We start from the raw sequence: 22,335 nt of genomic DNA, 5'->3' as shown, positions 1-22,335 counted from the left end.
GTTTCCGGGCGCGCCGAAGGCCGCGACGCGCAGCCCGGGGACGGGTGGTCCGGCGGCGGCGGCTGGTCCGGCAGCGACGGCGGCTGGTCCGACGGCGGCCGGTCCGGTGGCGGGCGGGCCGGTGGTGATGCCGGGCGGTCCGGTGCGGCGGCGGACGCGGGCCCCGACGCCTTCCCCGACGCGGGCAGCCCCTACGACGGCAACTTCTGAACGGGTCAGCGAGGAGAACCACATGAAGATCTACCAGCCCATGCTCTTCGTCGGACTCGGCGGCACCGGTGGACGTATCGGCAGCGAACTGGAGCGCAGCCTGCGCCGGGAACTCTGCGGACCCGACGGCACCGACCTGGTCGACGCGGGCCGACGGCTGCCCTTCCAGCTGCCCGACTGCCTCCAGTTCGTCTACGCCGACTTCAGCGAGAGCGAACTGCTCAACCAGCCGCAGTTCCGCGCCAAGGGCGCCGAGGGCGCCGCCTTCGCCCGCACCTCCCGCATGGTCCGCGACCTGCTGCCCACCGATCTCGACTCCTCGCCCGCCGTGACCCGCATGCTGCGGGTCTCCCTCCCCGAGGAGACCCGCCTCTGGCTGCCGCCGCAGGCCCGCCAGCCCCGTGTCGCCCCCCTCAACAGCGGCGCGGGCCAGCTGCCGACCGTCGGCCGCGCCGCGCTCTTCGCGACCCTGCGCTCCGGTCTCGAACCCGTCCTGCGCCAGCTCCGCGAGGCCATCGGCGCCATCGGCCAGTCGGCGGGCGATCTGCGCCGGGTCGGCGGCGGCCGGATCAGGGGCTGCGACGTCTTCGTGGCCTTCTCCGTCGCCGGAGGCACCGGCGCCGGAATCTTCTACGACTTCATCCACCTCATCGGCCACGAGTTCCGCAACGCCCGCGTCCCCGGCGTGAAGATCTACCCGCTCGTCGTCATGCCCTCCGCCTTCCCGCCCGAGGCGGGCGGCGGACGCGAGGCCGAACTCAACTCGGCCCGCGCCCTCGTCGACCTCTCCCGGCTCGTCGACGACCAGAACGTGCCCGACGCCCTCGACCAGGTCGGCGACGTCGAGGACCGGGGCAGGCTCAGCGTCACCTACCCCGGCGACGGCGTCGTCGCGCTGCGCCCCGCCACCATGCAGACCGCCTTCCTGTTCTCCAAACCCGCCGTCATCGGCAGCGAGGACCTGCGCCGGTCCATCGCCGCCATGGTGATGTCGCTGATCGGCACCGACATCGGCGACGACAGCGGCTCCGCCACCCGCGCCGACGAGGACTACCAGTCCTTCGCCGCCAGCTTCATCAACAAGAGCGTCGAACGCTCGACCCCGGCCCGTACCGGCATCGGCTACCGGGGCATGTCCACGAGCCTCGCCGCCTCCCTCACCGTGCCCGTCGACGACCTCGCCGAGATCGTCGCCGCCCGCCTCCTCGCCCAGGCCGTACGCGGGATGGCCGAACGCGCCGCCCGGCCCGACCGGGAGGGCCAGGACCACGTACGGGAACTGTTCAACCGCTCCGGCATCGGCCGCCTCTGGAGCCGCGAGGCCTTCGACGTGCCCGCGCCCGAGCAGCTTCCCCGGGGCCGGAACCGGATCACCCAGGAACTGCGGAACCGGCTCGGCGACATGGAGGAGGCCCTGCGCAGGCTCGACGGCGGCCTCGCCCGCGAGATACCGCGCCTCACCGAGGACTTCCGGCCCGGCACGGGCGTCCGTGAACTCCTCGGCCGGATGGACCCCTTCCAGGTCGAAGTCGTCCTCGCCGGACTGCCAGGACACCCCGACCGGGTGGCCAGGGAGGGCTTCACCGGCATGCTCGACAACCGGCGCAACGAGCCCGAACGGCCGCCGAACGTGCAGACCTCCGCGCCCGCCATCCCCCTCGTCCGGGGCGGTGTCGGCGGTGTCGTGCCGGTCCGGTGGAGCGACCCCGACGTGCAGGACGCGCTCGCCGCCCAGGAAGCCTGGTACCAGTGGCGGGCCCGCACCCTCTGGCACCGGGGCTGGCAGGCGGGCGAGGCGCAGTGGCGGCCCTCCCTGCACCGGGCCACCGTCGAGGTCGCCGAACTCGCCAAGGCGCTGCGCGCCCACGAGCACGAGGAGGCGAAGTCCTTCGCCGAGAGCCGCCGCGACCTCTACCGCGACGACCGGGCGGGCATCGCCTACCTCCTGCCGCCGCAGAACACCCTGCGCGCCTTCTACGACGACGTCGTCGACCGGCTCGCGGAGAGCCTCAGCCTGCCCGAGACCGCCGACCCCGCCGCCATCCTGAGCCGGCTCGTCGGCCCCGACGACTGGCGACGGGCCCTGGACACCGTCCGGCGCTCCGGCGGGGCGGCCGTGAAGGAGATCAAGCAGGTCGTCGAGCGCCGGGTCAAGCGTCTCTTCGGCGAGGCCAACGACGACGTCTTCACCCGGCCCTTGCTGCCCTCCATGGAGCTGCTGCTGCGCGCCGCCTCGGGCGACGAGAGCGCCGAGGCGAAGGTCGACCCGCGCTGGCTCGACCAGTTCCGGGCCCGGCTCGCCGGGCTCATCCCGGTGGGCTTCGTCCCCGACGGCAGCGGACCCCTGAAGATCCTCATCGTGCACCCGGCGAGCGAGGCCGACGGCCGGGCACGCGACTTCCTCGAACAGGAACTCAACCTGCCCGCCCGGGTCACCCCGGAGAGCCGTGCGGGCGACACCGACTCCATCACCGTCGTCTTCTTCCGCAGCGGGATGAACCTCACCGACATCTCCGAGGTCCGGGGTGTTCTCAGCCTCTGGTCCGAAGCCCGGGACGCGGGCGGCGAGGAGGACTTCCTGCACTGGCGCCAGCGGCTCGGCTACCAGGACGACTGGCTGGTCTCCACCGAGCAGGACCGGCAGCGCATCCTGCACCGGCTGCTCTGCGCGATGTGGAACGGGCACATCGACACCGAGGGCCCGGCGGGCTCGCCCCACCTCGTCCGCATCCGGCTCCAGGACGGCGGCTCCGCCACCATGTCGCTGCGCCTTGAGGACTTCGACGGCTCCCTCTCCAGCTGGGCCGGGCTGCTTCGCGCGTACGAACGCTGGGCGCTGCTCGACGAGGGGCAGATCATCGAGCAGTTCTGCGAACGCCTGATGCAGACCCTGCCGAAGGGGCTCGCGCAGGTGCCGGTGCCGCCGTCCCCGCTCTTCGCCCGCTTCGTGGAGCAGGTCGCCCCGCGCCAGCTCGTCCTCATCGACGAACTCGTCGCCGAGTACGGCGCCTCGGACAGCGAATGGCTCGCCCCGCTCCGCCACTTCTGGGAGGTCACCTTCCCCGGCGCCCTGGACATGCGCTTCCCCCGGGCGGCCCGCGCCACCAAGTCGACCCTGCGCGCCCTGTACGACCGCTACGCCCAGCGCCCGAACGGCACGAGGGAAACCCACCCGGCCCGGCCCCCGTACGGAGAGGGAGAGCGGCCCCCTTACGGGGAGGGCGAGCGCCCTGGGCACGGCGGTGGCGAGCGGCCCTCGTACCGGGACGGAGAGCGGCCCCCGTACGGGAACGGCGCCCGGTCCTCCGGCGGCAGGAACGACGGCCGGGGCCCCTACGGGAACGGCCCCCACCGGGAAGCCCCGTACGGGAACGGCCCTTACGAGAAGGATCCCTACCGGGAGAACCCGTACGGGCGAGGCCCCTACGGGAGCGGCCCCTACGGGAGCGGCCCGTACGGGGAGGGACCGTACAGGGAGAGCCCCTACGGGGACGACGACCGCCGCTCGTCCGGGAGCGAGCCCCCGCAGGCGCCCGACGAGGGTGACCGCCCCGCGCCCGACCCCCGTACCGCCTACGGCGACCGGGGAACCCGCGCCCCGGGGCACGACGGCCGTCCCGCCCGGCGCGCGTCCGCCTACGAGGGCGACTGGGAGCTGGAACCCGAGCCGGACTCCGACCCCGACCCCGACTCCGACCCCGACTACGGGCCCGACCACGGGCCCGAGCGTGGCCCCGAGCGAGGGCCCGAGCATGGGCTGGGCCGCAGGTCGGACTATGGGCCGGAGCACGGGCCGGGCCGCAGCCCCGACCGCAGCCCCGACCACGGGCCCGAGCGCAGGTCGGACTACGGGCCCGACCACGGGCCGGAGCACGGGCCCGAGCGCGGGCCGGGCCGCAGACCGGACTATGGGCCCGAGCGCGGGCCGGGCCGCAGGTCGGACTACGGGACCGAGCCCGGTCCCGCGTCCGGCCGTGACCCCGACTACGGCTACGGCGACGGCTACGCCGACGACGGCCCCCAGGGGCGTCGTCGCCACCGCCGTGACCCGGAAGGGGGAGGCGAATGAGCCCGCGCGTCCTTCCCGAGCGGCCCCTGCCGGGCCACGCCGTCTGTCTCGACCTGCGGACGGCGGAGGCGTACGACCCCGACGACCTCGTCCGGGCGGCGCTCGACACCCCGCAGCGCGGCGACGAGCGCCGCTTCCTCGTCGTCGACGCGGCGGACCGGCTCGTCGCCCACCAGCGGCTCTACGAACGCCTCTCCTTCTACGGGCCCGCGCGCGTCGTCTGCCTGGCCGTCGGCGAGCGCGGCGAACGGGCCGTGCGCCGCACCGTCACCCTGCGCCCGCCCGTCGGAGGCGTCCTCTGGCTCTTCGACTCCGTGGAGGAGGACGTCCCCCGCGAGGCTGTGCTGCGTCCGCTCGTCGAGGTCCTGTCCACACCCGAGGTCTTCGACGCGGTCCTGCGGGCGCTCGGCGAGGTCGTGCACGGGGTCGCCGTGCCCGCCGCCCTCGTCCTGGAGCACGACCTCACCGACGAGGCACGGGCACGGGCCTGGCGGCAGGCGGTCGAAGGGCTCGTCGGCCAGGAAGTACCGGCGGGCAACGCCTCCGCCGAGCAGGTGCCGGGCACCCTGGCCCTGCTCCTCGACGAAGGCGTGCCCCGCTCCCTGGCGGGCCACTCCTGGCTGCCGTCCGGCGGCAGGGCGGGGGCCGCGATCGCCGTCTGCGAGGAGGCCGTGGCGGAGGCCGCCGACGGCTGGCAGCGGATGCGCGGCGCCGCCGGACTCCTCACCCGGGCGGGCGCGGACACCGACCTGCCCGGGGACATCGAGCGGGTGGCGCGGGAGCTGGGCCGGGTCCGGGCGGTGGTCGCCGATGTGTTCGCCGCCGCCGGAGGCAGCCGCCTCACCGCCGAGCACCGGAGCCTCCTGCGGGACCGGGGCGTCGAACTGCCCGAACTGCCAAGGGAGATCACCCGCGCCGGGATCGTCCCCGCCCTGCGGGACCACACCCACGACCTCATCGGAAAGGGCCTGCCACTGCGTTCGGTGGCCGCCCGGCTCTCCGCCCTCTCCGCGCGCACCGCGCCCGTCGGCAGCGCCGCCCGGCTCGCCCGGCTCGACGCGCTCTGCGGCCCCGAACGGCTGCGACGGATCGCCGGACAGTACGCCTTCACGGCGGGCGGACCGCGCCCCGCGGCCTTCGCGGTGACCGGCCTGCTCGCCCTCGTCGCCGGGGTGTGGCCGGTCCTCGGCTGGATCCTCGGCCCGGCCGTCGGCGTGCTCGCCGCCGGACTCGCCCGGCTGATGCTGCACCGCAGACCCAACCGGTCGCCCGACGGCCGGATCGACGGCGGCGGGGCGACGGGCGCGGCGCCCCGGCTCGCCGGAGGGTTCGCCGGCGGGCTCCTCGGGGCGGGTCTCGGCCTCCTTCTCGGTCTGCCGCCGTGGGCGGGTGCCCTCGCGCTCGCTGCCTCCCTGGCGGCCGTCGTCCTTCTCGCGCTGCGCGACTGGAGCCGCGCCGTGGACGACTGGTGGGCACGGGCCGACCCCGAGGAGGCCTGGCACATCCTGCGGGAAGTCCGGAACCTGGTCGTCACCACCGCCGTGCACGACTGGCTCTTCGCCGAGGTGCGCCACCACTGCTCGGCGGGCGCGGGCGCGGTCTCCCGGCTGCTCCGCGACCTCGCGGAGACCGCCGACACCCACGGACGGGCGTACGAGCGGACCGCGCCCGCCCCGCACGGACACGGGCCCGACACCTCCACCGGCGCGGGCGCCGACGCCCGTACGACATCGTGGAGTTGGGAGGACTGGGACGGCTCCGACGAGGAGGACGTCTGGTCCGACATGGACGAGCCTCCCGCGCCCCCCGGCGGTGGCCCGGGAGCCGCCTGGGACCCGTACGGGTACCCGGATACGCCCTCCGGCGCCCCGGCGCCGGACCCCGAGGACGACCCCTACGGGCCGTCGTCCCTGCCCGCGCCCGCCTGGCTGGAGCGGCGGTACGGGGACGGCGGCCCCCTGCTCGTCGACACCCTCGTCGGCGATCTGGTCGCCGGGACCCTCGTGATCCTCGACCGGTGCTGGGCGGGGGTCGAACGCGATCCCGGCGCGCCGGCCTCTCCGGTCCACGAGCGGCGGATCGCGGAACTCCTGGACGAGACCCGGCTGCGTCTGGAGCGTGACGTGGCCGCCTCGCCGCCGTCCCGGCAGGACGGTCCGCGCGATCCCGGCGGGCTCGCCGCCTTCGCCGACCGCGCCGACCGGCCGGACGCCGCCCGGCTCACCGGGGTCGCCCCCGACGCGGTGGCCCGGCTGCTGCTCGCCGACGACCCCGGGCGCACGATCACCCTGTGCGGGCCCGAGCACCTGCGGCTGCTCTCGCACGACCCGCTCGCCGCCCGCGAGGTCCGGTTCGTGCCGGAGGCCATGCGGCGCGGTGCCGCGGGCGACGACGTCTGGCGGGGCACCGCCGAGGACGTCGTATGGACCGGCGCGGGACGCCACGCCGGAATCCTCCGCCTCGTCCCCCTGCGCGCGGACGTCGTGCACACCGTCCGCGCCGAGGAAGCGGGAGAACAGTGACCGACGCGAGCCATCCGAACCATCCGATCCAACCGGACCGCCCGAGCGGGCCGACGGACCCGAGTGGTCCGGTGGGTCCGCAGGGCCCGGTGGACCCGCACCGGCTGAGGGCCCCGGGCCGGCTGCCGGATCCGTACCGGCCGACGGGACCGAAGCGCCGTAGGGGGCAGACGCCTTCACCGGACGCTGACCGGCCTGACCCGGATCGGTATGACCCGGACCGGCCTGACCCGGGACGTCCGGGCAGGCCGGTCGACGCCGGTCCGCCGGGCACCCTTGGCTTCTCCGACGAGGGCTTCTCCGACGAAGGGTTCTCCGACATCGAGTTTCCCGTCGACGCCGGGTATCCGCCCGAGCGGCCCGGTCGTTCCGAGAGGCTCGGCAGTCCTGAGAGGCTCGGCGGGCGTGAGGGGGCCGGGGGCTCCGACCACCCCTCCGCCCCCTACGAGCCAGGCAGTCCCGATCGCCCCGGTGATCCCAGCCGTCCCGGGGATCCCAACCGCTCTGGCGGCCCCAGCCGCCCCGCCGATCCTCATCACCCCGCGGAATCGACGCGCTCCCTCGGGCCGGGGCATCCGGACCATCTCCGTACGCCGAGCCTGCCGCCCCACCCGTACTACCAGGAACTGGAATTCCTCACCCCCGGGGAGGACACCGCCCGGTTCGCCGTGCGGTACGGGGAGGAGCAGCGGCCTGTGGAGCGGCCCGGGTTTCTCGTGCGGCGGGCGTTTCTCGGGAGTTCCGGGCAGCCCGTCGTCCAGTACCGCCTCGCGTCCCCCGCGCTGGCCGACCCGGGCGCCTATCGGCGTCTGGAGCGCGAGGTGGAGGCCGCCGTCGCTCTCGAACGGCGTTACCGGGGTGCGAAGTTCGGGGCCGTGCTCACCCGGGTCGTCGGCTTCGGCCTGACCGCCCCCGAACCCTTCGTGCTGTACCGGCCGCCGACCGGGCGCCCGCTCGCCGAATGGGCGGGCCGACTCGCCGTCGAGGACCAGGAACGGATCATCGGCCAACTCGCCATGGCCGTAAGGCTCCTGTCGGAGGCCGGTCTCGTCCACCGGGCCATCACCCCCGACACCGTACGGTGGGACGGTACCCAGGGACGCGTGCGCCTGTGCGAGCCGTACGCCTCCCTGCGCGTCGGGGAACCGCGCGACCCCTACGGGGCCGCCCCCTGGGCCTCGCCCGAGCAGCGCGCGGGGCGCGGGATCGCCGACCCCCGGGACGACCTGTGGTCCGTCGCCGAGATCGCCTACTACCTGCTCGCCGGACGCCCCGACCGGGGTGAGGGACCGCCCGGGGACCTCGCCGACTACCGGAGGCTCGCCGCCCTCGGGCAGAGCGGTCTCTTCTCGCCCCGCGCCGCCGAACGCCCCTATCCCGCCGACCTCCTGAGGCTCCTCCACGTCCGCGACCCGCTCGCAGGCGGCTCGGGCGCGGCCGACCCGCTGGACCGCTGGCGCGCCGCGTACGACCAGCAGATCTCCCGTAAACGCGCCCTGACCGGAGCCGGAGCCGGAGCCGGTGGCATCGGCATCGGCATCGGTGGCGGTGGTGGCGGTGGCGGTGGCGGTGGCGGTGGTGTCGGGGGCGGTCAGGCGTCCCCCGGCGCCCCCGCCCCCGGATCCCGTCCGGCCCGCTCCTCCTTCCTCGGCCGGATCTTCGGCGGTGGCGAACCGGTGGGCCCGCCCCCGCCGGGCCGGGTGCCGGGACCGGACCCCTCCGCACCGCCGCCGCCCCCGCCGGGCCGGATGTGCCCGCACTGCCTGCTCCCCGTGGTGTACGACGAACGGCTCCTCGTCACCATCGACGCCAAGGGCAACCGCATCCCGCTGGACCTCGGCGGCGAGCACCGGCCCGGACACCTCCAGGAGGCCCGCCGCAAGGCGTACCACCGCTGCCCGCACACGGGGAAGGGCGAGGAGGAGCACGAACTCCCCGTGCCCTACCTCACCAACGGCGAGCCGCTCACCATCGCCCTCGTCGGCAGCTCCTCCGTCGGCAAGACGCACCTCCTCGCCGCCATGCTCGGCGAGGTCGAACAAGGCGGGCTCGAACCGTACGGACTGAAGTGTCTGCCGCTCAACCCCGAGGCCCACCGCGCCTATCTGCGCGAACGGGTGCAGAGCCTCCAGCAGGGACGGCAGTTGGGGCGCACCGGACAGCAGACCTTCGCCCGGTTCGCCGACGGGCTGCTGGTCTCGGCGAGCGGTGCCCAGCCCCGGCCCGTCGTCTTCTTCGACCTCGCGGGGGAGGACCTCGCCCAGGACAGCGAGGTCGGCCGCTTCCTCATGGGCGTCGACGCCTTCGTCTTCGTCCTCGACCCGCTGCGCGCGCTCCGGCTCACCTCCCTCGACCCCGTACGGGAACAGAGCGGACTCCGACGGCGCGAACTCGGCGACGAGGCCTTCGCCACCGTCCTCAACCGCATCCCCCGACAGCGCGGCGGGCTCGTCGCCGCCCCTGCCGCGCTCGCCGTCAACAAGAGCGACCTGGTCCGCTACGAGCCCGTCGTCGACCGCTGGCTCGGGCGCGAGCTGCCCGGACGTCACGATCCCGGCGCCGTCCGTGCCGAGAGCCGTGACGCGTACGCCTTCCTCGCCCACCACGCGAGCGCCGCCTGGCTCAAGCCCTTCGACGACTGCGCGGACTGCACCCTGCACTTCGTCGCCGCCACCGGGGGGCAGGCGCGCGGCGACCGATTCCCGCACGGAGCCCGGCCCCGCCGGGTCCTCGCGCCACTGCTGTCGCTCTTCGCCTCGTGCGGGCTGCTGCCCGGGGCGGACACAGCCGGTCCCCTGGGGGCCGGAGAGGGGAACAACCGATGACACGGTCGGAGAACGAGGTCGACCAGATCGTCTTCCGCTGGGACAGCGAGAACCTCTCCGGCAGCACCGGCTTCGGCCCGGTCGCCTGGTCCGGGCCCCGGGAGGAGGCCGAATCCCTCTTCCGTCTCTCCGGGCCGGTCCTGCGGGCCAGCGGCGAGGAGACCCGGCCCGCCCTCGTCCGGCTCCAGCGCCGCGCCGAGGTGATGCTCATCCGGCGGGCCCCTCTCGTCGAGGCCGACGGCGGGACCTCCGTCCTCTGCCACGCCCTCGTGGGCGTGTCCGGCCTCCTCGAACCCGACACCTGCCTCGGGCTCCACGCCTGGGACTGGACGGGCGCCGACCAGGCCGCCGCCGGGGGCCGGGAGCCGCTGCCGGTCGTTTCCGAGGCCGCACTCGCCCGCTCGGCCCGGCGAGGGCAGGCGGAACTCGATCGGCGCCTCGCGGGCGTGGCCGACGAACTCACCGGCATGGTCGCCGAGTTGCTGCGCCGCCCCGACGACCGCTTCACCGTCCTCGACGAGCGCGGCGACACCGCCTCCCCCGTCCTCCGGGGGCTGCACGGGATCCTCGGCGAGGTCACCGAACGCCGGTGGACCTTCGCCACCCACGACACCGTCGAACTCCCCGCCCTCCGCTTCGTGTTCGTCAGCCGCTGGTCCGGGGCCGCGAGCAGTAACACCGGCCGCCGTCGGGTCGACCCGAGCGAACGGATCGGCGATCGGGCGGAGGACGTCGCCGCGGGACTCGTCGCCCACCATCTGCGGGACGTGGCGGCGGGGGAGGGCGGCGACCGTCTCGTAGCAGGCGCGCTCCACATGGCCAGAGCGACCCGCCGCGCCTCCCTCCTGGAGGTGGCCGCACGGGCCCTCGGCGCACTGGACCGGGGCCGCCTCCCCGACTCGTACCGGGGCACCCCTACGGGTCCCCGCAGGGAACCACCCGGAGCCACCCCCCGTCCGGCCCCCCGGGCGACCCCGGACCCCTGGCAGCGCCCGGACACGCGGAACCGGGACGGGAGGGAGCCGGGCGGGCCGGAAGGGACACGTCGGCCGGATCGGCCGGAAGAGTGGGACCGGCCGGAAGAGTGGGACCGGCCGGAGGAGTGGGACCGGCCGGAAGAGTGGGACCGGCCGGAGGAGTGGGACCGGCCGGACCGGTCGGAGAGGTGGGGGCGGCCGGACCGACCGGAGGAGCCGGGACGACGGGAGCCGTACGCGAGGACGGACCGACCGGAGCGGTCTGTGGGGGCTGAGCGGCCGGAGCGGCTCGTGGGGCCCGAGCGCCCGGAGCGACCTGAGCGGCCCGTGGGGCCCGACCGGCCCGAGCGCCCTGAGCGGCCCGTGGGAACCGAGCGCCCGGAGCGACCCGACCGCCCCGACCGCTCGGAGCGGCCCGAGCGGCCCGTGGGGACCGACCGACCGGAGCGGCCCGTGGGGGCCGACGTGTGGAGCCATGCCGCGACCGACCGGGACTGGGAGTCCGACCGTCCGGAGCGGCCTGGTAGTGCCGAGGTGTGGAGCCACACCCCGACCGACCGGGACCGGGAGCCCGGCCGACCGGAGAACCCTGCCCGCCCTGAGGCGTGGGAGGGATCGGCGAACCCGGTCCGCGCGGAGGGCCCGTCGGCCTCGGACGGGTCGGACCCCGACAGGCCCGTGTACGTGGACGCCCCGCCCCATCCTGCCCGCCAGGCTCTCCCCCCTCGCCCGAACCACCCGCCCCGCCCCGGCCACTCCGCGCCGACCGACTCTCCCGCGCCCATCGGCTCTCCCGCGCCGACCGGCACCTCGGCGTCGCCCGCCCCCGAGGCCTCGGCCGCCCCACCGACCCCGACCAGCCCGCCCGGCACCTCTGACCCCTCCCGTCACCCTTCCTTGGAGCCCTTGGAGCCCTTGGAGCCCACCGGCTCCACCGGCTCCACCGGCTCCACCGGCTCCACCGGCTACCGGGAGGCCCCGGAGCCACCGGAGTCCTCCAGGGCCCCCGAGCCCGACCAAGACCCCACCCCCACCCCTACCCGTACCCCCACCCCCACTCCCGCCCCGGATCTGCCCCCGCCCCCCTCCGACCCCTACCCCCGCCCCGCCCTCGCCCGCTGTGCGCCCGAGTGGACCGGGCCCGCGCCCGGGAGGAAGCGGCGGCGTCGGCGGTGGGACGTCGAGACCGGGCTTGTGTACAAGCTGTCCGACGCGCGCACGGTCGACGAGGCCCGTGACCTCGTCGAACGGGCCGGGAACCGTGAGCTGCTCGACGCGCTGAGGCGTCGGCAGGCGTACTCCGTCCGTACCGTCCTGCTCGGCGAGATCGCCCGCCGGATGCCCTCCTGGGAGTACCCGCTGCTGCGGGAGCTGTGCGAGGCAGCCCTCCACCACGGTCTGTGGGCGGTCGGGTCGCCCGGCGAGGGCGAGACGTCGCAGGCGCAGCGCGCGGCCAACGCCGCCGAGCTGCACCGCTGGGCCGTCCGCCCCCTGCTCGGCGCCGGGGACGCCCCCGTCGGCACGGTCGCCGACCTGCTCTCCCGGCTCCGCACGAGCCCGGAGCCCTCCGCCCGCGAGGCCTTCTGGCAGATCGTCGACGGCGAGCGGCCGGGGCTGCCGGACGCGGTCTGGCTGGTGCTCCTCAAGGACGCGTGCGGCCTGCCGCGCGCGGCACCGCACCCGGGTGGGACGGGACACCGGGCCGGGCCGGATCCGGGTCACTCCGGTGGCCGGGGCCTCGACTCCCGGGGGCGTCTGCTGGGGGGCCAGGCCTTGCTCGGGATGGCCCTGATGGGCGTGGGTCTGCTGAGGGCCGCGCTCTCATGACGCCACCCGCCCCCGGCCGAAGGCGTGCCCCGGACCCTTCGCTCCGTCAGGATGGGCGCATGGGATTCCATGTCGATTCCGAGACCGGGCGGCTGCGCCGTGTCATCCTGCACCGGCCTGATCTGGAACTGAAGCGGCTGACCCCGACCAACAAGGACGCGCTGCTCTTCGACGACGTCCTGTGGGTGCGCCGGGCCCGGCAGGAGCACGACGGGTTCGCGGATGTGCTGCGGGACCGGGGCGTGGAGGTGCATCTCTTCGGGGAGCTGCTGAGCGAGTCCCTGGACGTGCCGGCCGCCCGCGCCCTGGTCCTCGACCGGGTGTTCGACGAGAAGGAGTACGGGCCGCTCGCCGCCGACCACCTCCGGGCGGCGTTCGACTCCCTCGACGCGGACGCGCTGGCCGAGGTGCTGGTCGGCGGGATGACGAAGCGGGAGTTCCTGGCGGCGCACCACGAGCCGACCTCCGTCCGCTTCCACGCGCTCGACCTGGACGACTTCGTCCTCGGACCGCTGCCGAACCACCTCTTCACCCGGGACACCTCGGCGTGGATCTACGACGGGGTGTCGATCAACGCGATGCGCTGGCCCGCCCGGCAGCGCGAGACCGTGCACTTCGAGGCGATCTACAAGCACCACCCGCTGTTCACGGGGGCGGAGGCGGGGCCGTTCCACCACTGGTCCGAGGGGCAGGCGGACTATCCGTCGACGATCGAGGGCGGGGACGTCCTGGTGATCGGCAACGGCGCCGTGCTCATCGGGATGAGCGAGCGGACGACCCCGCAGGCGGTGGAGATGCTGGCCCGGCGCATGTTCGAGGCGGGTTCCGCGCGCACGATCGTGGCGCTCGACATGCCGAAGCGGCGCGCGTTCATGCATCTGGACACGGTGATGACGATGGTCGACCAGGACACGTTCACGCAGTACGCGGGGCTCGGGATGCTCCGTTCCTACACGATCGAGCCGGGGGAGGAGGGCCGGTCCCTGCGGGTGACCGACCATCCGCCGGAGCAGATGCACAGCGCGATCGCGGCGGCGCTGGGGCTTCAGGACGTCCGGGTGCTGACGGCGACGCAGGACGTGCACGCGGCGGAGCGGGAGCAGTGGGACGACGGGTGCAATGTCCTCGCGGTGGAGCCGGGGGTGGTCGTCGCGTACGAGCGGAACGCCACCACCAACACGTATCTGCGCAAGCAGGGCATCGAGGTGATCGAGATTCCCGGCAGCGAGCTGGGGCGGGGGAGGGGCGGACCGCGCTGTATGAGCTGCCCGGTGGAGCGGGACGCGGTCTGACGTCCGTACCGGAACAGGACGCGAGTACGGGAGACCGACACGCATACGAGATCAGGCTGTATATAAATGTTGAAGTGTGTATACACTTCCAGGGTTCTGACCGCCGTCCCCTCGACCCGTACCCCCAGGAGCGCGTCCCATGGCCACAGACCTCATCGGCCGCCACTTCCTCAAGGAGCTGGACTTCACCGCCGAGGAGTTCCGCGGCCTGGTCGCGCTCTCCGCCGAACTCAAGGCCGCCAAGAAGGCGGGCGCGGAGGTCCAGCGGCTGCGCGGCAGGAACATCGCGCTGATCTTCGAGAAGACCTCGACCCGCACCCGCTGCGCCTTCGAGGTGGCCGCCGCCGACCAGGGCGCCTCCACCACCTATCTGGACCCCGCCGCCTCCCAGATGGGCCACAAGGAGTCGACCAAGGACACCGCCCGTGTCCTCGGCCGCATGTTCGACGGCATCGAGTACCGGGGTGACAGTCAGGAGGCGGTCGAGGAACTCGCCGCCTTCGCCGGAGTGCCGGTCTTCAACGGGCTCACCGACGACTGGCACCCCACCCAGATGCTCGCCGACGTGCTCACCATGACCGAGCACAGCGACAAGCCGCTGGACGGGATCGCCTTCGCGTACCTCGGTGACGCCCGCTTCAACATGGCCAACTCCTACCTGGTCACCGGTGCCCTGCTCGGCATGGACGTGCGGATCGTCGCCCCCCGGGCCTACTGGCCCGCCGAGGAGGTCGTCTCCGCCGCCCGCGAACTCGCCGAGGGCAGCGGCGCCACGATCACCCTCACCGAGGACGTGACCGAGGGGGTCGCGGGCGCCGACTTCGTCGCCACCGACGTCTGGGTCTCCATGGGCGAGCCCAAGGAGGTCTGGGACGAGCGGATCGTCGCCCTCTCCCCGTACTCCGTGACCATGGACGTGCTGCGGGCCACCGGGAACCCGGACGTCAAGTTCCTGCACTGCCTGCCCGCCTTCCACGACCTGGGCACGGCCGTCGGCCGGGACATCCACGCCCGGCACGGACTGACCGAGCTGGAGGTCTCCGACGAGGTCTTCGAGTCGGCCCACTCGGTCGTCTTCGACGAGGCGGAGAACCGGATGCACACGATCAAGGCGGTCATGGTCGCGACGATGGCCGGCGGACCGCTCCCGAAGGCGTAGTGCGGTCAAGCCGTTCGCGATCCGCTCCCGGCGGCATAGTTTTACGCCCGATTGGGTGAATATGCAGGACGCGGTTTAGGATCGCGTACTTCAGGGGGGTTTCGGCAGATATGCCCGAACCCCCCTTTCGCGTGCACCACCAGAGATGAGAACCGCCGCATGACCCCGTCCGCCCCACGGAGCGACACCCGCCGGGGGATCCTTTCCCCCCGGCGGATCAAGACCCCCCAGCAGCTCCTCGCCGAATCGGGCGCCGACCTCGAAGGCAACAGCCTCAAGCGCACCATGGGCCTCTTCCAGCTCGTGTGCTTCGGCGTCGGCGCGATCGTCGGCACCGGCATCTTCGTCGGCCTCTCCGACAGCGTCGCCAAGGCGGGCCCCGCCGTCGTGATCTCCTTCATCCTCGCGGCGATCACCTGCATCTTCACCGCCTTCTCCTTCGCGGAGCTGGGCGGCGCGATCCCGGTCTCCGGGTCCTCGTACTCCTTCGCCTACGCGAGCCTCGGCGAGCGCGTCGCCTTCCTCGTCGGCTGGTGCCTGCTCCTGGAGTACGGCGTCTCCGTCTCGGCGGTCGCGGTCGGCTGGAGCCAGTACCTCAACGAACTGCTCGACAGCCTGACCGGCTTGCAGCTGCCCACCGCCCTGTCCGCGGGCCCCGCCGACGGCGGAGTGGTCAACCTGCCGGCCGTGATCGTCATCCTGCTCGCCGCGACCCTGCTGGTCCGAGGGGTGCGGGAGAGCGCGCGGGCGACCGCCGCCATGGCCGTCCTCAAGATCGGCATCCTGATCGTCTTCTGCGCCATCGGCTTCTCGGCGTTCCAGGACGGGCACCTCTCGCCGTTCGCGGGCGAGGGCCTCGCCGGGATCACCGGCGGCGCCTCGGTGGCCTTCTTCTCCTACATCGGCTTCGACGCGATCACCACGGCGGGCGAAGAGGTCAAGAACCCGCGCCGGAACATCCCGATCGCCATCCTCGTCTGCATCGGCATCGTCACCCTGCTGTACTGCGCCGTCGCGCTCGCCGCGATCGGAGCCCTCGGCGCCGACGAGGTGGCCGGCCGGCCCGCCGCGCTCTCCGTCGTCGTCGACCAGGTCACCGGCTCGTCGGTCGGCGGCGGGATCATCGCCTTCGGCGCGGTCGTCGCCATCGCCTCCGTCGTCCTCGTGGTGATGTACGGGCAGACCCGCATCCTGATGTCGATGTCCCGCGACGGACTCGTGCCCCGGGTCTTCGAACGGGTCTCGCCGAAGTCGGCGACACCGGTCGCCAACACCTGGATCGTGGCCGCCGTCTTCGCCGTCCCCGCCGCCTTCTCCTCGCTCGACGTGGTCGTCAACCTGACCACCATCGGCACCCTCTCCACCATGGTGGCCGTCAACCTGGCCGTGATGGTGCTGCGCCGCCGCGACCCCGAGCTGCCGCGCTCCTTCCGGGTGCCGCTCTTCCCGCTCAGCCCGATCCTCGGGATCGTGTTCTGCCTCTACCTGATCCGGGGCACCGGCTGGACGACCTGGGTGCAGTTCGCGGCCTTCCTGGCCGTCGGCTCGCTGGTGTACGCGGGCTACGGGCGCCGCCACTCGTGCCTGGGCCTCACCGCTCCGGACGGGGGCGCGGGGGAGGGGCTCCCGGAAGCGTGAACCAGACCGCCTTGCCGTGCGCGGTGGGGCGGTGTCCGCAGTCGCTGCTGAGGGCCCGGATGAGCAGGAGACCCCGGCCGTGCTCCTGCCAGGGGTCGACCTCGGTCTCCGGGTCGGGGCAGACGAGCTGACCGGGGTGGGCGGGCTCGGGGTCGTGGACCTCGATCTGACAGCCGCCCGGCGGCGCGAACAGCTCGACCACCAGCTCGATGGGCCCCCGGCCCGCGGTGTGCTCGACGGCGTTGGCGACCAGCTCGGCGGTGAGCAGCTCGGCCGTGTCGCAGTCGGGGCGCCCGGCGGCGGCGGGGTCGATGTCGGTGAGCGCGGTACGGATCAGGGCGCGGGCGACCGGCACGGCGGCGGTGGTGTGGGGCAGCGCGATCCGCCAGGAGGCGGCCGGCCCGGCGGCGGGAGGCTCGTCCGGGACGGGGTCGTCGACGGTGACGCCGGGGACGGGGCCGTCGACAGTGACGCCAGGGACGGGGGGTCCGTTGGCTTCGGGCATGGGTCCGGGCTCCCTTCGCCGGAGGCGGGTGGGGCGGACGTCCCGAGACGTCCTGATTTCCACCTTACGAGGTGCAAGCCCCGGATCCAGGGGCGCCCCTCCTTTGCCACGCGGGACCTCGGTCACGGACGGCGGGGACCCGGGCCGTGTCTTTCGGTACTTGCCTGGCCCGCGCCGCCCGGCCGGTCGTCGCCGCGGCGCTCACCCTGCCGCCGCTGCGGAGGCTGCGACCCGCGGAAGCCGCTTCCTCCGCCGCGTCGACGCCCGCTTCCCGGTGGTGGAAGCGCCCCCTGCCCGGCGCCGTCCTGCTCACCGTGGGCACCGGCGTGTTCTCCCGGGCGCTGCTGCTCAAGAACCTCCCCCTGCTGATCGTCCTGACCGTCACCGGCCTCGCCGTCGCCGTTCCCGCGCTGCGCTGGGTCGCGCCCGAGGGCACGCTCAGCGCCCGGCCCGGCCCGGCCTCGGCGCGGGCGTCGTCCTGCGCGGCCTTCTGTGCGGCGTCTGCTGCGGCAGCGCGGCGTTCCTTCCGCTGGGGTTGCAGGAGGGGCGCGGCATGAGCGCTACCTTGGCCGGTCTGGGGCTTTCGGCCGGAGCCATCACCTGGGTCGTCGGTTCCGCCCTCCAGGCCGGGCGGTGCCCTCCAGCTCGCGCAGACCCTCGCTACGGCCCTGATCGCGGGCCTGGGCGGTGTGGCCATCGCACTCGCCGGGAACCACGACGGCTCCACCGGCACCGCGCTCCTGGGCGTCTTCGTCCTCACGGGGCTGCTCGCCGTGGCGGGCATCCTCCTCACGCGCCGACTGCGCCCCAGGGCGACGGCCCACCGGAGCTGACCCGGGGGCGAGGGGCCGCCGGAGCCGACTCGGAGGCGAGGGCGCGATCACCCGACGGCGGCCGAGCCCTCGCCCGCCCCGTATGGGCGTCCGGCTTCCGGTCTGTATCGGCACCTGGCGCCCGGCCCGTATCGGCGCGCGGCGTCCGGCCCGTATCGGCGCCTGATATCCGGCGCATGGCACCCGGCACCCGGCATCCGGCGCACGGCACCCCGCGCCCGCCCCGGCAACCCGTATCGCGTACTCGTGACGACAGTCACCATACGGTGATAACCTCCGAGCGGAGGAAGGAGGCCGCCGTCCGATGAGCCCCTTTACCGGTTCCGCGCCCCGCACCGAGGAGTGGCGCCATCTGCGCCTCGCCGTGGACCAGGGCGTCGCCACCGTCACCCTCGCCCGCCCCGCGAAGCTCAACGCGCTCACCTTCGGCGCCTACGCCGATCTGCGCGACCTCCTCGCCGAACTCTCCCGCGAGCGGTCCGTCCGCGCCCTCGTCCTCGACGGCGAGGGCCGGGGCTTCTGTTCCGGCGGCGACGTCGACGAGATCATCGGCGCCACCCTCGCCCTCGACACCGCCCGGCTCCTCGACTTCAACCGGATGACCGGCCAGGTCGTACGCGCCCTGCGCGAGTGCCCCTTCCCCGTCGTCGCCGCGCTGCACGGCGTCGCCGCCGGAGCCGGGGCCGTCCTCGCCCTCGCCGCCGACTTCCGGGTGGCCGACCCCACCACCCGCTTCTCCTTCCTCTTCACCCGCGTCGGGCTCTCCGGCGGCGACATGGGCGCGGCCTATCTGCTGCCCCGGGTCGTCGGACTCGGCCACGCCACCCGGCTCCTCATGCTGGGCGAACCCGTCCACGCCGCCGAAGCGGACCGCATCGGCCTGCTCTCCGAGCTGACCGAGGAGGGCAGGGCGGGCGAACGGGCCGCCGCCTTGGCCCGCCGCCTCGCCGACGGACCCGCCCTCGCCCTCGCCCAGACCAAGGCCCTGCTCACCGCCGAACTCGACATGCCACTCGCCGCCTCCGTCGAACTGGACGCCTCCACCCAGGCACTCCTGATGCACGGCGCGGACTACGCCGAGTTCCACGCCGCCTTCACGGAGAAACGCCCCCCGAACTGGCAGGGACACTGAGCATGCGGCCCCCCGACCCCGGCCCGGCCCCCGGCTCCGAACCCGAGCCCGAGCCCGCCCCCGGCGCAGACCCCGCCCCGGGTCCCGCCGCCGAAGGCCCCCACCCCACCGAAAGCCCCCACCTCGCCTCCCGCGACTGCCCCGCCTACCCCGAGGAAAGCGACTACCCCGGCACCCCCGCCCCCCGCGCCCCCACCCGTATCGCCGTCGTCGGGGGCGGGCCCGGCGGGCTCTACGCCGCCGCGCTGCTCAAGCGGCTCGACCCCGCCCGCGAGGTCACCGTCTGGGAGCGGAACGCGCCCTCCGACACCTTCGGCTTCGGCGTCGTCCTCTCCGACGAGACCCTGGGCGGCATCGGCGACGCCGACCCCGCCGTCCACGAAGCACTCCGCCACGCCCTCGTCCGCTGGGACGACATCGACGTCGTCCACCGGGGCCACCGCACCACCTCCACCGGCCACGGCTTCGCCGCCCTCGGCCGCCGCCGACTCCTGGAGATCCTCCAGAACCGCTGCGCCGAACTGGGCGTACGGCTCCGCTTCCGCACCGAGGCCCCACCCCCCGGAGACCTCGCCGCCACCCACGACCTGGTCGTCGCCGCCGACGGCGTCCACAGCCGCACCCGCGAGGCCCACGCCGCCCACTTCCGCCCCCGGATCACCACCCACCGCTGCCGCTACATCTGGCTCGCCGCCGACTTCGCCTTCGACGCGTTCCGCTTCGAGATCGCGGAGACCCGGCACGGCGTGATGCAACTGCACGCCTACCCGTACGAGCCCGGCGCCTCCACCGTCATCGTGGAGATGCGCGAGGAGGTCTGGGAGGCGGCCGGATTCCCGGACCTCGACGAGACCGCGTCGGCCGCCCGCTGCGCCGAGATCTTCGCCGAGGCGCTCGGCGGCCGGCCCCTGCGCTCCCACCGCTCCGCCTGGACCGCCTTCCGGACCGTCGTGAACGCCCACTGGTCGTACGGCAACACCGTCCTCATCGGCGACGCCGCCCACACCGCGCACTTCTCCATCGGCTCCGGCACCAAACTGGCCGTCGAGGACGCCGTCGCCCTCGCCCGCAGCCTCGAAGGACACACCGCCCTGCCCGGCGCCCTCGCCGCCTACGAGGCCGAGCGCCGCCCCGTCGTCGAATCCACCCAGCGCGCAGCCGCCGCCAGCCTCCGCTGGTTCGAGGACCTGGCCGAGCACGTCGACCGGCCGCCCCGCCGCTTCGCCTTCGACCTGCTCACCCGCAGCCGCCGGGTCACCCACGCCAACCTGCGCCTACGCGACCCGCACTTCACCGCCACCGTCGAACGCGACTTCGGCTGCCCGCCCGGCACCCCGCCCATGTTCACGCCCTTCCGGCTGCGCGGACTGACCCTCCGCAACCGGATCGTCGTCTCCCCGATGGACCTGTACGTCGCCGAGGACGGCCTCCCCGGCGACTTCCACCTCGTCCACCTCGGCTCCCGCGCCCTCGGCGGCGCCGGGCTCGTCATGACCGAGATGGTCTGCGTCAGCCCCCAGGGCCGTATCACCCCCGGCTGCACCGGACTGTGGACCGACGAGCAGGCCGACGCCTGGGCCCGGATCGCCGACTTCGTCCACACCGGCGCGCCCGGCACCGCGCTCGGCGTCCAACTCGGCCACTCCGGCCGCAAGGGCTCCACCCGGCGCATGTGGGAGGGGATCGACCAGCCCCTGCCCGCCGGGAACTGGCCCCTGGTCGCCGCCTCGCCGCTGCCCTACCGGCCCGGCGTCAACCAGGTGCCGCGCGCCCTCGACCGCGCCGGACTCGCCGCCGTACGGGAAGAGTTCACGGCCGCCGCCCGCCGGGCCGCCCGCAGCGGCTTCGACCTGCTCGAACTGCACTGCGCCCACGGGTACCTGCTCTCCGGCTTCCTCTCCCCGCTCACCAACCACCGCACCGACGACTACGGCGGCGACCTCGAAGGACGGCTCCGCTTCCCGCTCGAAGTCTTCGACGCGGTACGGGAGGTCTGGCCCGCGGAGCGGCCCATGACCGTACGGATCTCGGCCACCGACTGGGCCGAGGGCGGCACCACCGACGAGGACGGCGTCGCGATCGCCCGCGCCTTCGCCGCCCACGGAGCCGACGCCGTCGACGTCTCCACCGGACAGGTCGTCCCCGAGGAGACCCCCGCCTACGGACGCTCGTACCAGACGCCGTACGCCGACCGGATACGCAACGAGGCCGGGGTCCCCGTCGTCGCCGTCGGCGCCATCTCCTCCTGGGACGACGTCAACTCCCTGCTGCTGGCGGGCCGCACCGACCTCTGCGCGCTGGCCCGCCCGCACCTCTACGACCCCCACTGGACCCTGCACGCGGCGGCCGAACAGGGCTACGAGGGCCCCGCCGCCCCCTGGCCCGCCCCCTACCGGGCGGGCAGCCGACCACCCCCGACCGGGCGCACGACCTGAACCGGACCCGGTTCCGGACGATCACCCCGGTCCCGGAGACCGATCCGGCCCCGGACCGTCCGGAACGGCCCGCTCCGACGCCCCGCCCGGGGCGTGCGGGCGCGGACCGATGCACCCCCGGTGCGCCGGTCGGTACGCCCGTACCGACGAGGGGAGTGACCCTGTTCCCCCGGCCGGGTTCGGGATCGCGCGAAGGCCGTACCGCCGTCCGGGAGTGCCCGGACGGGTGATCACCGGGTCCGCCTGTGCGAGGGCGGACGTCGAACGGCGGACCGGGAAGCCGTGCTCACCCCTCCCTTCGCGCGGGCCACGCGGCCATGGCCAGCTCGGCCACCCGCCCCAGTTCCGCCGCGCTCGCCCCGTCCCGTGCCTGCTGGGACATGCCTTGGACCACGGCCGCGAAGTAGACCGCCAGGTCGCGTGGTTCGACGCCTTCGGGCAGCGTCCCTGCCGTCTTGGCCTCGGTCAGCCGCCTCTCGAAGTCGCGGACGTTCGAAACCCTCCGTTCCCGCAGGTCCCGCTCGACATCGGCCGTCTGCGTCGAGCAGTTCGTCGCCGCCGTGATGACCAGGCAGCCGGCCGGATGCAGTGGATCGGTGTACGACACGGCGGCCTCGCGCAGCATCCTGCCGAACCCCGCGCGGACGTCGCTCTCTCCGTCGAGGGCCCTGCCCATGAAGGCGCCGAAGGTGCCGCCGTAGTGGTCGACGACCTCCGTGAAGAGGGTCCGCTTGTCGCTGAAGGCCGCGTACAGGCTGGGTGGCGAGATCCCCATGGCCCGGGTCAGGTCGGCGATGGACGTGCCCTCGTAGCCGTGCTCCCAGAAGAGCCGTGTGGCCTGCGCGAGGGCCACGTCGCGGTCGAAATTTCGCGGGCGCCCACGCTTCGTCACTGTCATGCCTGAATTTTAC

Annotated in this window: 14 protein-coding genes; 12 read left to right on the top strand and 2 right to left on the bottom strand. The window is 74.3% G+C overall.

Annotation, left to right across the window (positions count from 1 at the left end):
* The 8 genes from BU197_RS14825 to BU197_RS14790 form a co-directional block, all read left to right on the top strand.
* Positions 1-210: hypothetical protein (locus BU197_RS14825; protein WP_188268740.1), on the top strand; the 210-nt coding region annotated here is incomplete at its 5' end.
* Positions 211-232: 22 nt separating this feature from the next.
* Positions 233-4,279, top strand: a complete 4,047-nt coding sequence (locus BU197_RS14820) for a tubulin-like doman-containing protein (protein WP_223182966.1) — start codon at positions 233-235, stop codon at positions 4,277-4,279.
* On the top strand, positions 4,276-6,801 hold the full coding sequence (locus BU197_RS14815; RefSeq protein WP_188268739.1) for a hypothetical protein: 2,526 nt from the start codon (positions 4,276-4,278) through the stop codon (positions 6,799-6,801). The genes BU197_RS14820 and BU197_RS14815 overlap by 4 nt, the downstream gene beginning before the upstream one ends.
* Positions 6,802-7,496: 695 nt before the next feature.
* Positions 7,497-9,626 carry a hypothetical protein gene (locus tag BU197_RS14810; protein ID WP_317452116.1) on the top strand — a complete coding sequence of 710 codons (2,130 nt, stop codon included), beginning with the start codon at positions 7,497-7,499 and terminating at the stop codon, positions 9,624-9,626.
* Complete coding sequence (locus BU197_RS14805; protein WP_188268737.1) at positions 9,623-12,430, top strand: hypothetical protein; 2,808 nt, start codon at positions 9,623-9,625, stop codon at positions 12,428-12,430. Before BU197_RS14810 ends, BU197_RS14805 begins: the two co-directional genes overlap by 4 nt.
* A gap of 59 nt (positions 12,431-12,489) precedes the next feature.
* A complete protein-coding gene (locus BU197_RS14800) occupies positions 12,490-13,722 on the top strand; it encodes an arginine deiminase (RefSeq protein WP_188268736.1) in 1,233 nt (410 codons plus the stop codon).
* 139 nt (positions 13,723-13,861) lie between these two features.
* Complete coding sequence (gene argF / locus BU197_RS14795; protein ID WP_188268735.1) at positions 13,862-14,881, top strand: ornithine carbamoyltransferase; 1,020 nt, start codon at positions 13,862-13,864, stop codon at positions 14,879-14,881.
* A 159-nt stretch (positions 14,882-15,040) separates the two neighbouring features.
* A complete protein-coding gene (locus BU197_RS14790) occupies positions 15,041-16,519 on the top strand; it encodes an amino acid permease (protein ID WP_188268734.1) in 1,479 nt (492 codons plus the stop codon).
* Here BU197_RS14790 and BU197_RS14785 read toward each other — a convergent pair.
* The gene (locus BU197_RS14785) at positions 16,473-17,024 is read right to left on the bottom strand and encodes an ATP-binding protein (RefSeq protein WP_188268733.1); all 552 of its coding nucleotides are present in this window, start codon (positions 17,022-17,024) and stop codon (positions 16,473-16,475) included. The two genes, BU197_RS14790 and BU197_RS14785, sit on opposite strands and share 47 nt — an antisense overlap.
* Before the next feature lie 146 nt (positions 17,025-17,170).
* Between BU197_RS14785 and BU197_RS14780 the strand changes: the two genes are divergently transcribed.
* From BU197_RS14780 to BU197_RS14765, 4 genes are all read left to right on the top strand, one after another.
* Entirely contained in the window at positions 17,171-17,581 is a 411-nt protein-coding gene (locus BU197_RS14780) for a hypothetical protein (RefSeq protein WP_188268732.1), read from the top strand.
* Between the two features lie 132 nt (positions 17,582-17,713).
* Positions 17,714-17,857, top strand: coding sequence for a hypothetical protein (locus BU197_RS14775; RefSeq protein WP_188268731.1), 144 nt, complete (start codon positions 17,714-17,716; stop codon positions 17,855-17,857).
* Positions 17,858-18,161: 304 nt separating this feature from the next.
* Positions 18,162-18,989: an enoyl-CoA hydratase family protein gene (locus BU197_RS14770; RefSeq protein ID WP_188268730.1), complete on the top strand. Its 828-nt coding sequence runs from the start codon at positions 18,162-18,164 to the stop codon at positions 18,987-18,989.
* Positions 18,990-18,991: 2 nt separating this feature from the next.
* Complete coding sequence (locus BU197_RS14765; protein WP_223182967.1) at positions 18,992-21,424, top strand: bifunctional salicylyl-CoA 5-hydroxylase/oxidoreductase; 2,433 nt, start codon at positions 18,992-18,994, stop codon at positions 21,422-21,424.
* A 286-nt stretch (positions 21,425-21,710) separates the two neighbouring features.
* On the opposite strand, the gene BU197_RS14760 is transcribed toward BU197_RS14765, so the two are convergent.
* The gene (locus BU197_RS14760) at positions 21,711-22,322 is read right to left on the bottom strand and encodes a TetR/AcrR family transcriptional regulator (protein ID WP_188268729.1); all 612 of its coding nucleotides are present in this window, start codon (positions 22,320-22,322) and stop codon (positions 21,711-21,713) included.
* Positions 22,323-22,335: the final 13 nt, after the last annotated feature.

The sequence above is a fragment of the Streptomyces sp. CBMA291 genome, assembly GCF_014596525.1.
Classification (GTDB): Bacteria; Actinomycetota; Actinomycetes; order Streptomycetales; family Streptomycetaceae; genus Streptomyces.
Note: the sequence above shows the minus strand (reverse complement) of the source record. Positions and strands in the feature narration are given on the sequence as shown.

Excerpts from the sequence above, each read along its gene's own strand:
- BU197_RS14820 (WP_223182966.1), top strand. The coding sequence starts at position 233 with ATGAAGATCTACCAGCCCATGCTCTTCGTCGGACTCGGCGGCACCGGT.
- BU197_RS14815 (WP_188268739.1), top strand. The coding sequence starts at position 4,276 with ATGAGCCCGCGCGTCCTTCCCGAGCGGCCCCTGCCGGGCCACGCCGTC.
- BU197_RS14805 (WP_188268737.1), top strand. The coding sequence starts at position 9,623 with ATGACACGGTCGGAGAACGAGGTCGACCAGATCGTCTTCCGCTGGGAC.
- BU197_RS14800 (WP_188268736.1), top strand. The coding sequence starts at position 12,490 with ATGGGATTCCATGTCGATTCCGAGACCGGGCGGCTGCGCCGTGTCATC.
- argF (WP_188268735.1), top strand. The coding sequence starts at position 13,862 with ATGGCCACAGACCTCATCGGCCGCCACTTCCTCAAGGAGCTGGACTTC.
- BU197_RS14790 (WP_188268734.1), top strand. The coding sequence starts at position 15,041 with ATGACCCCGTCCGCCCCACGGAGCGACACCCGCCGGGGGATCCTTTCC.
- BU197_RS14785 (WP_188268733.1), bottom strand. The coding sequence starts at position 17,024 with ATGCCCGAAGCCAACGGACCCCCCGTCCCTGGCGTCACTGTCGACGGC.
- BU197_RS14770 (WP_188268730.1), top strand. The coding sequence starts at position 18,162 with ATGAGCCCCTTTACCGGTTCCGCGCCCCGCACCGAGGAGTGGCGCCAT.
- BU197_RS14765 (WP_223182967.1), top strand. The coding sequence starts at position 18,992 with ATGCGGCCCCCCGACCCCGGCCCGGCCCCCGGCTCCGAACCCGAGCCC.
- BU197_RS14760 (WP_188268729.1), bottom strand. The coding sequence starts at position 22,322 with ATGACAGTGACGAAGCGTGGGCGCCCGCGAAATTTCGACCGCGACGTG.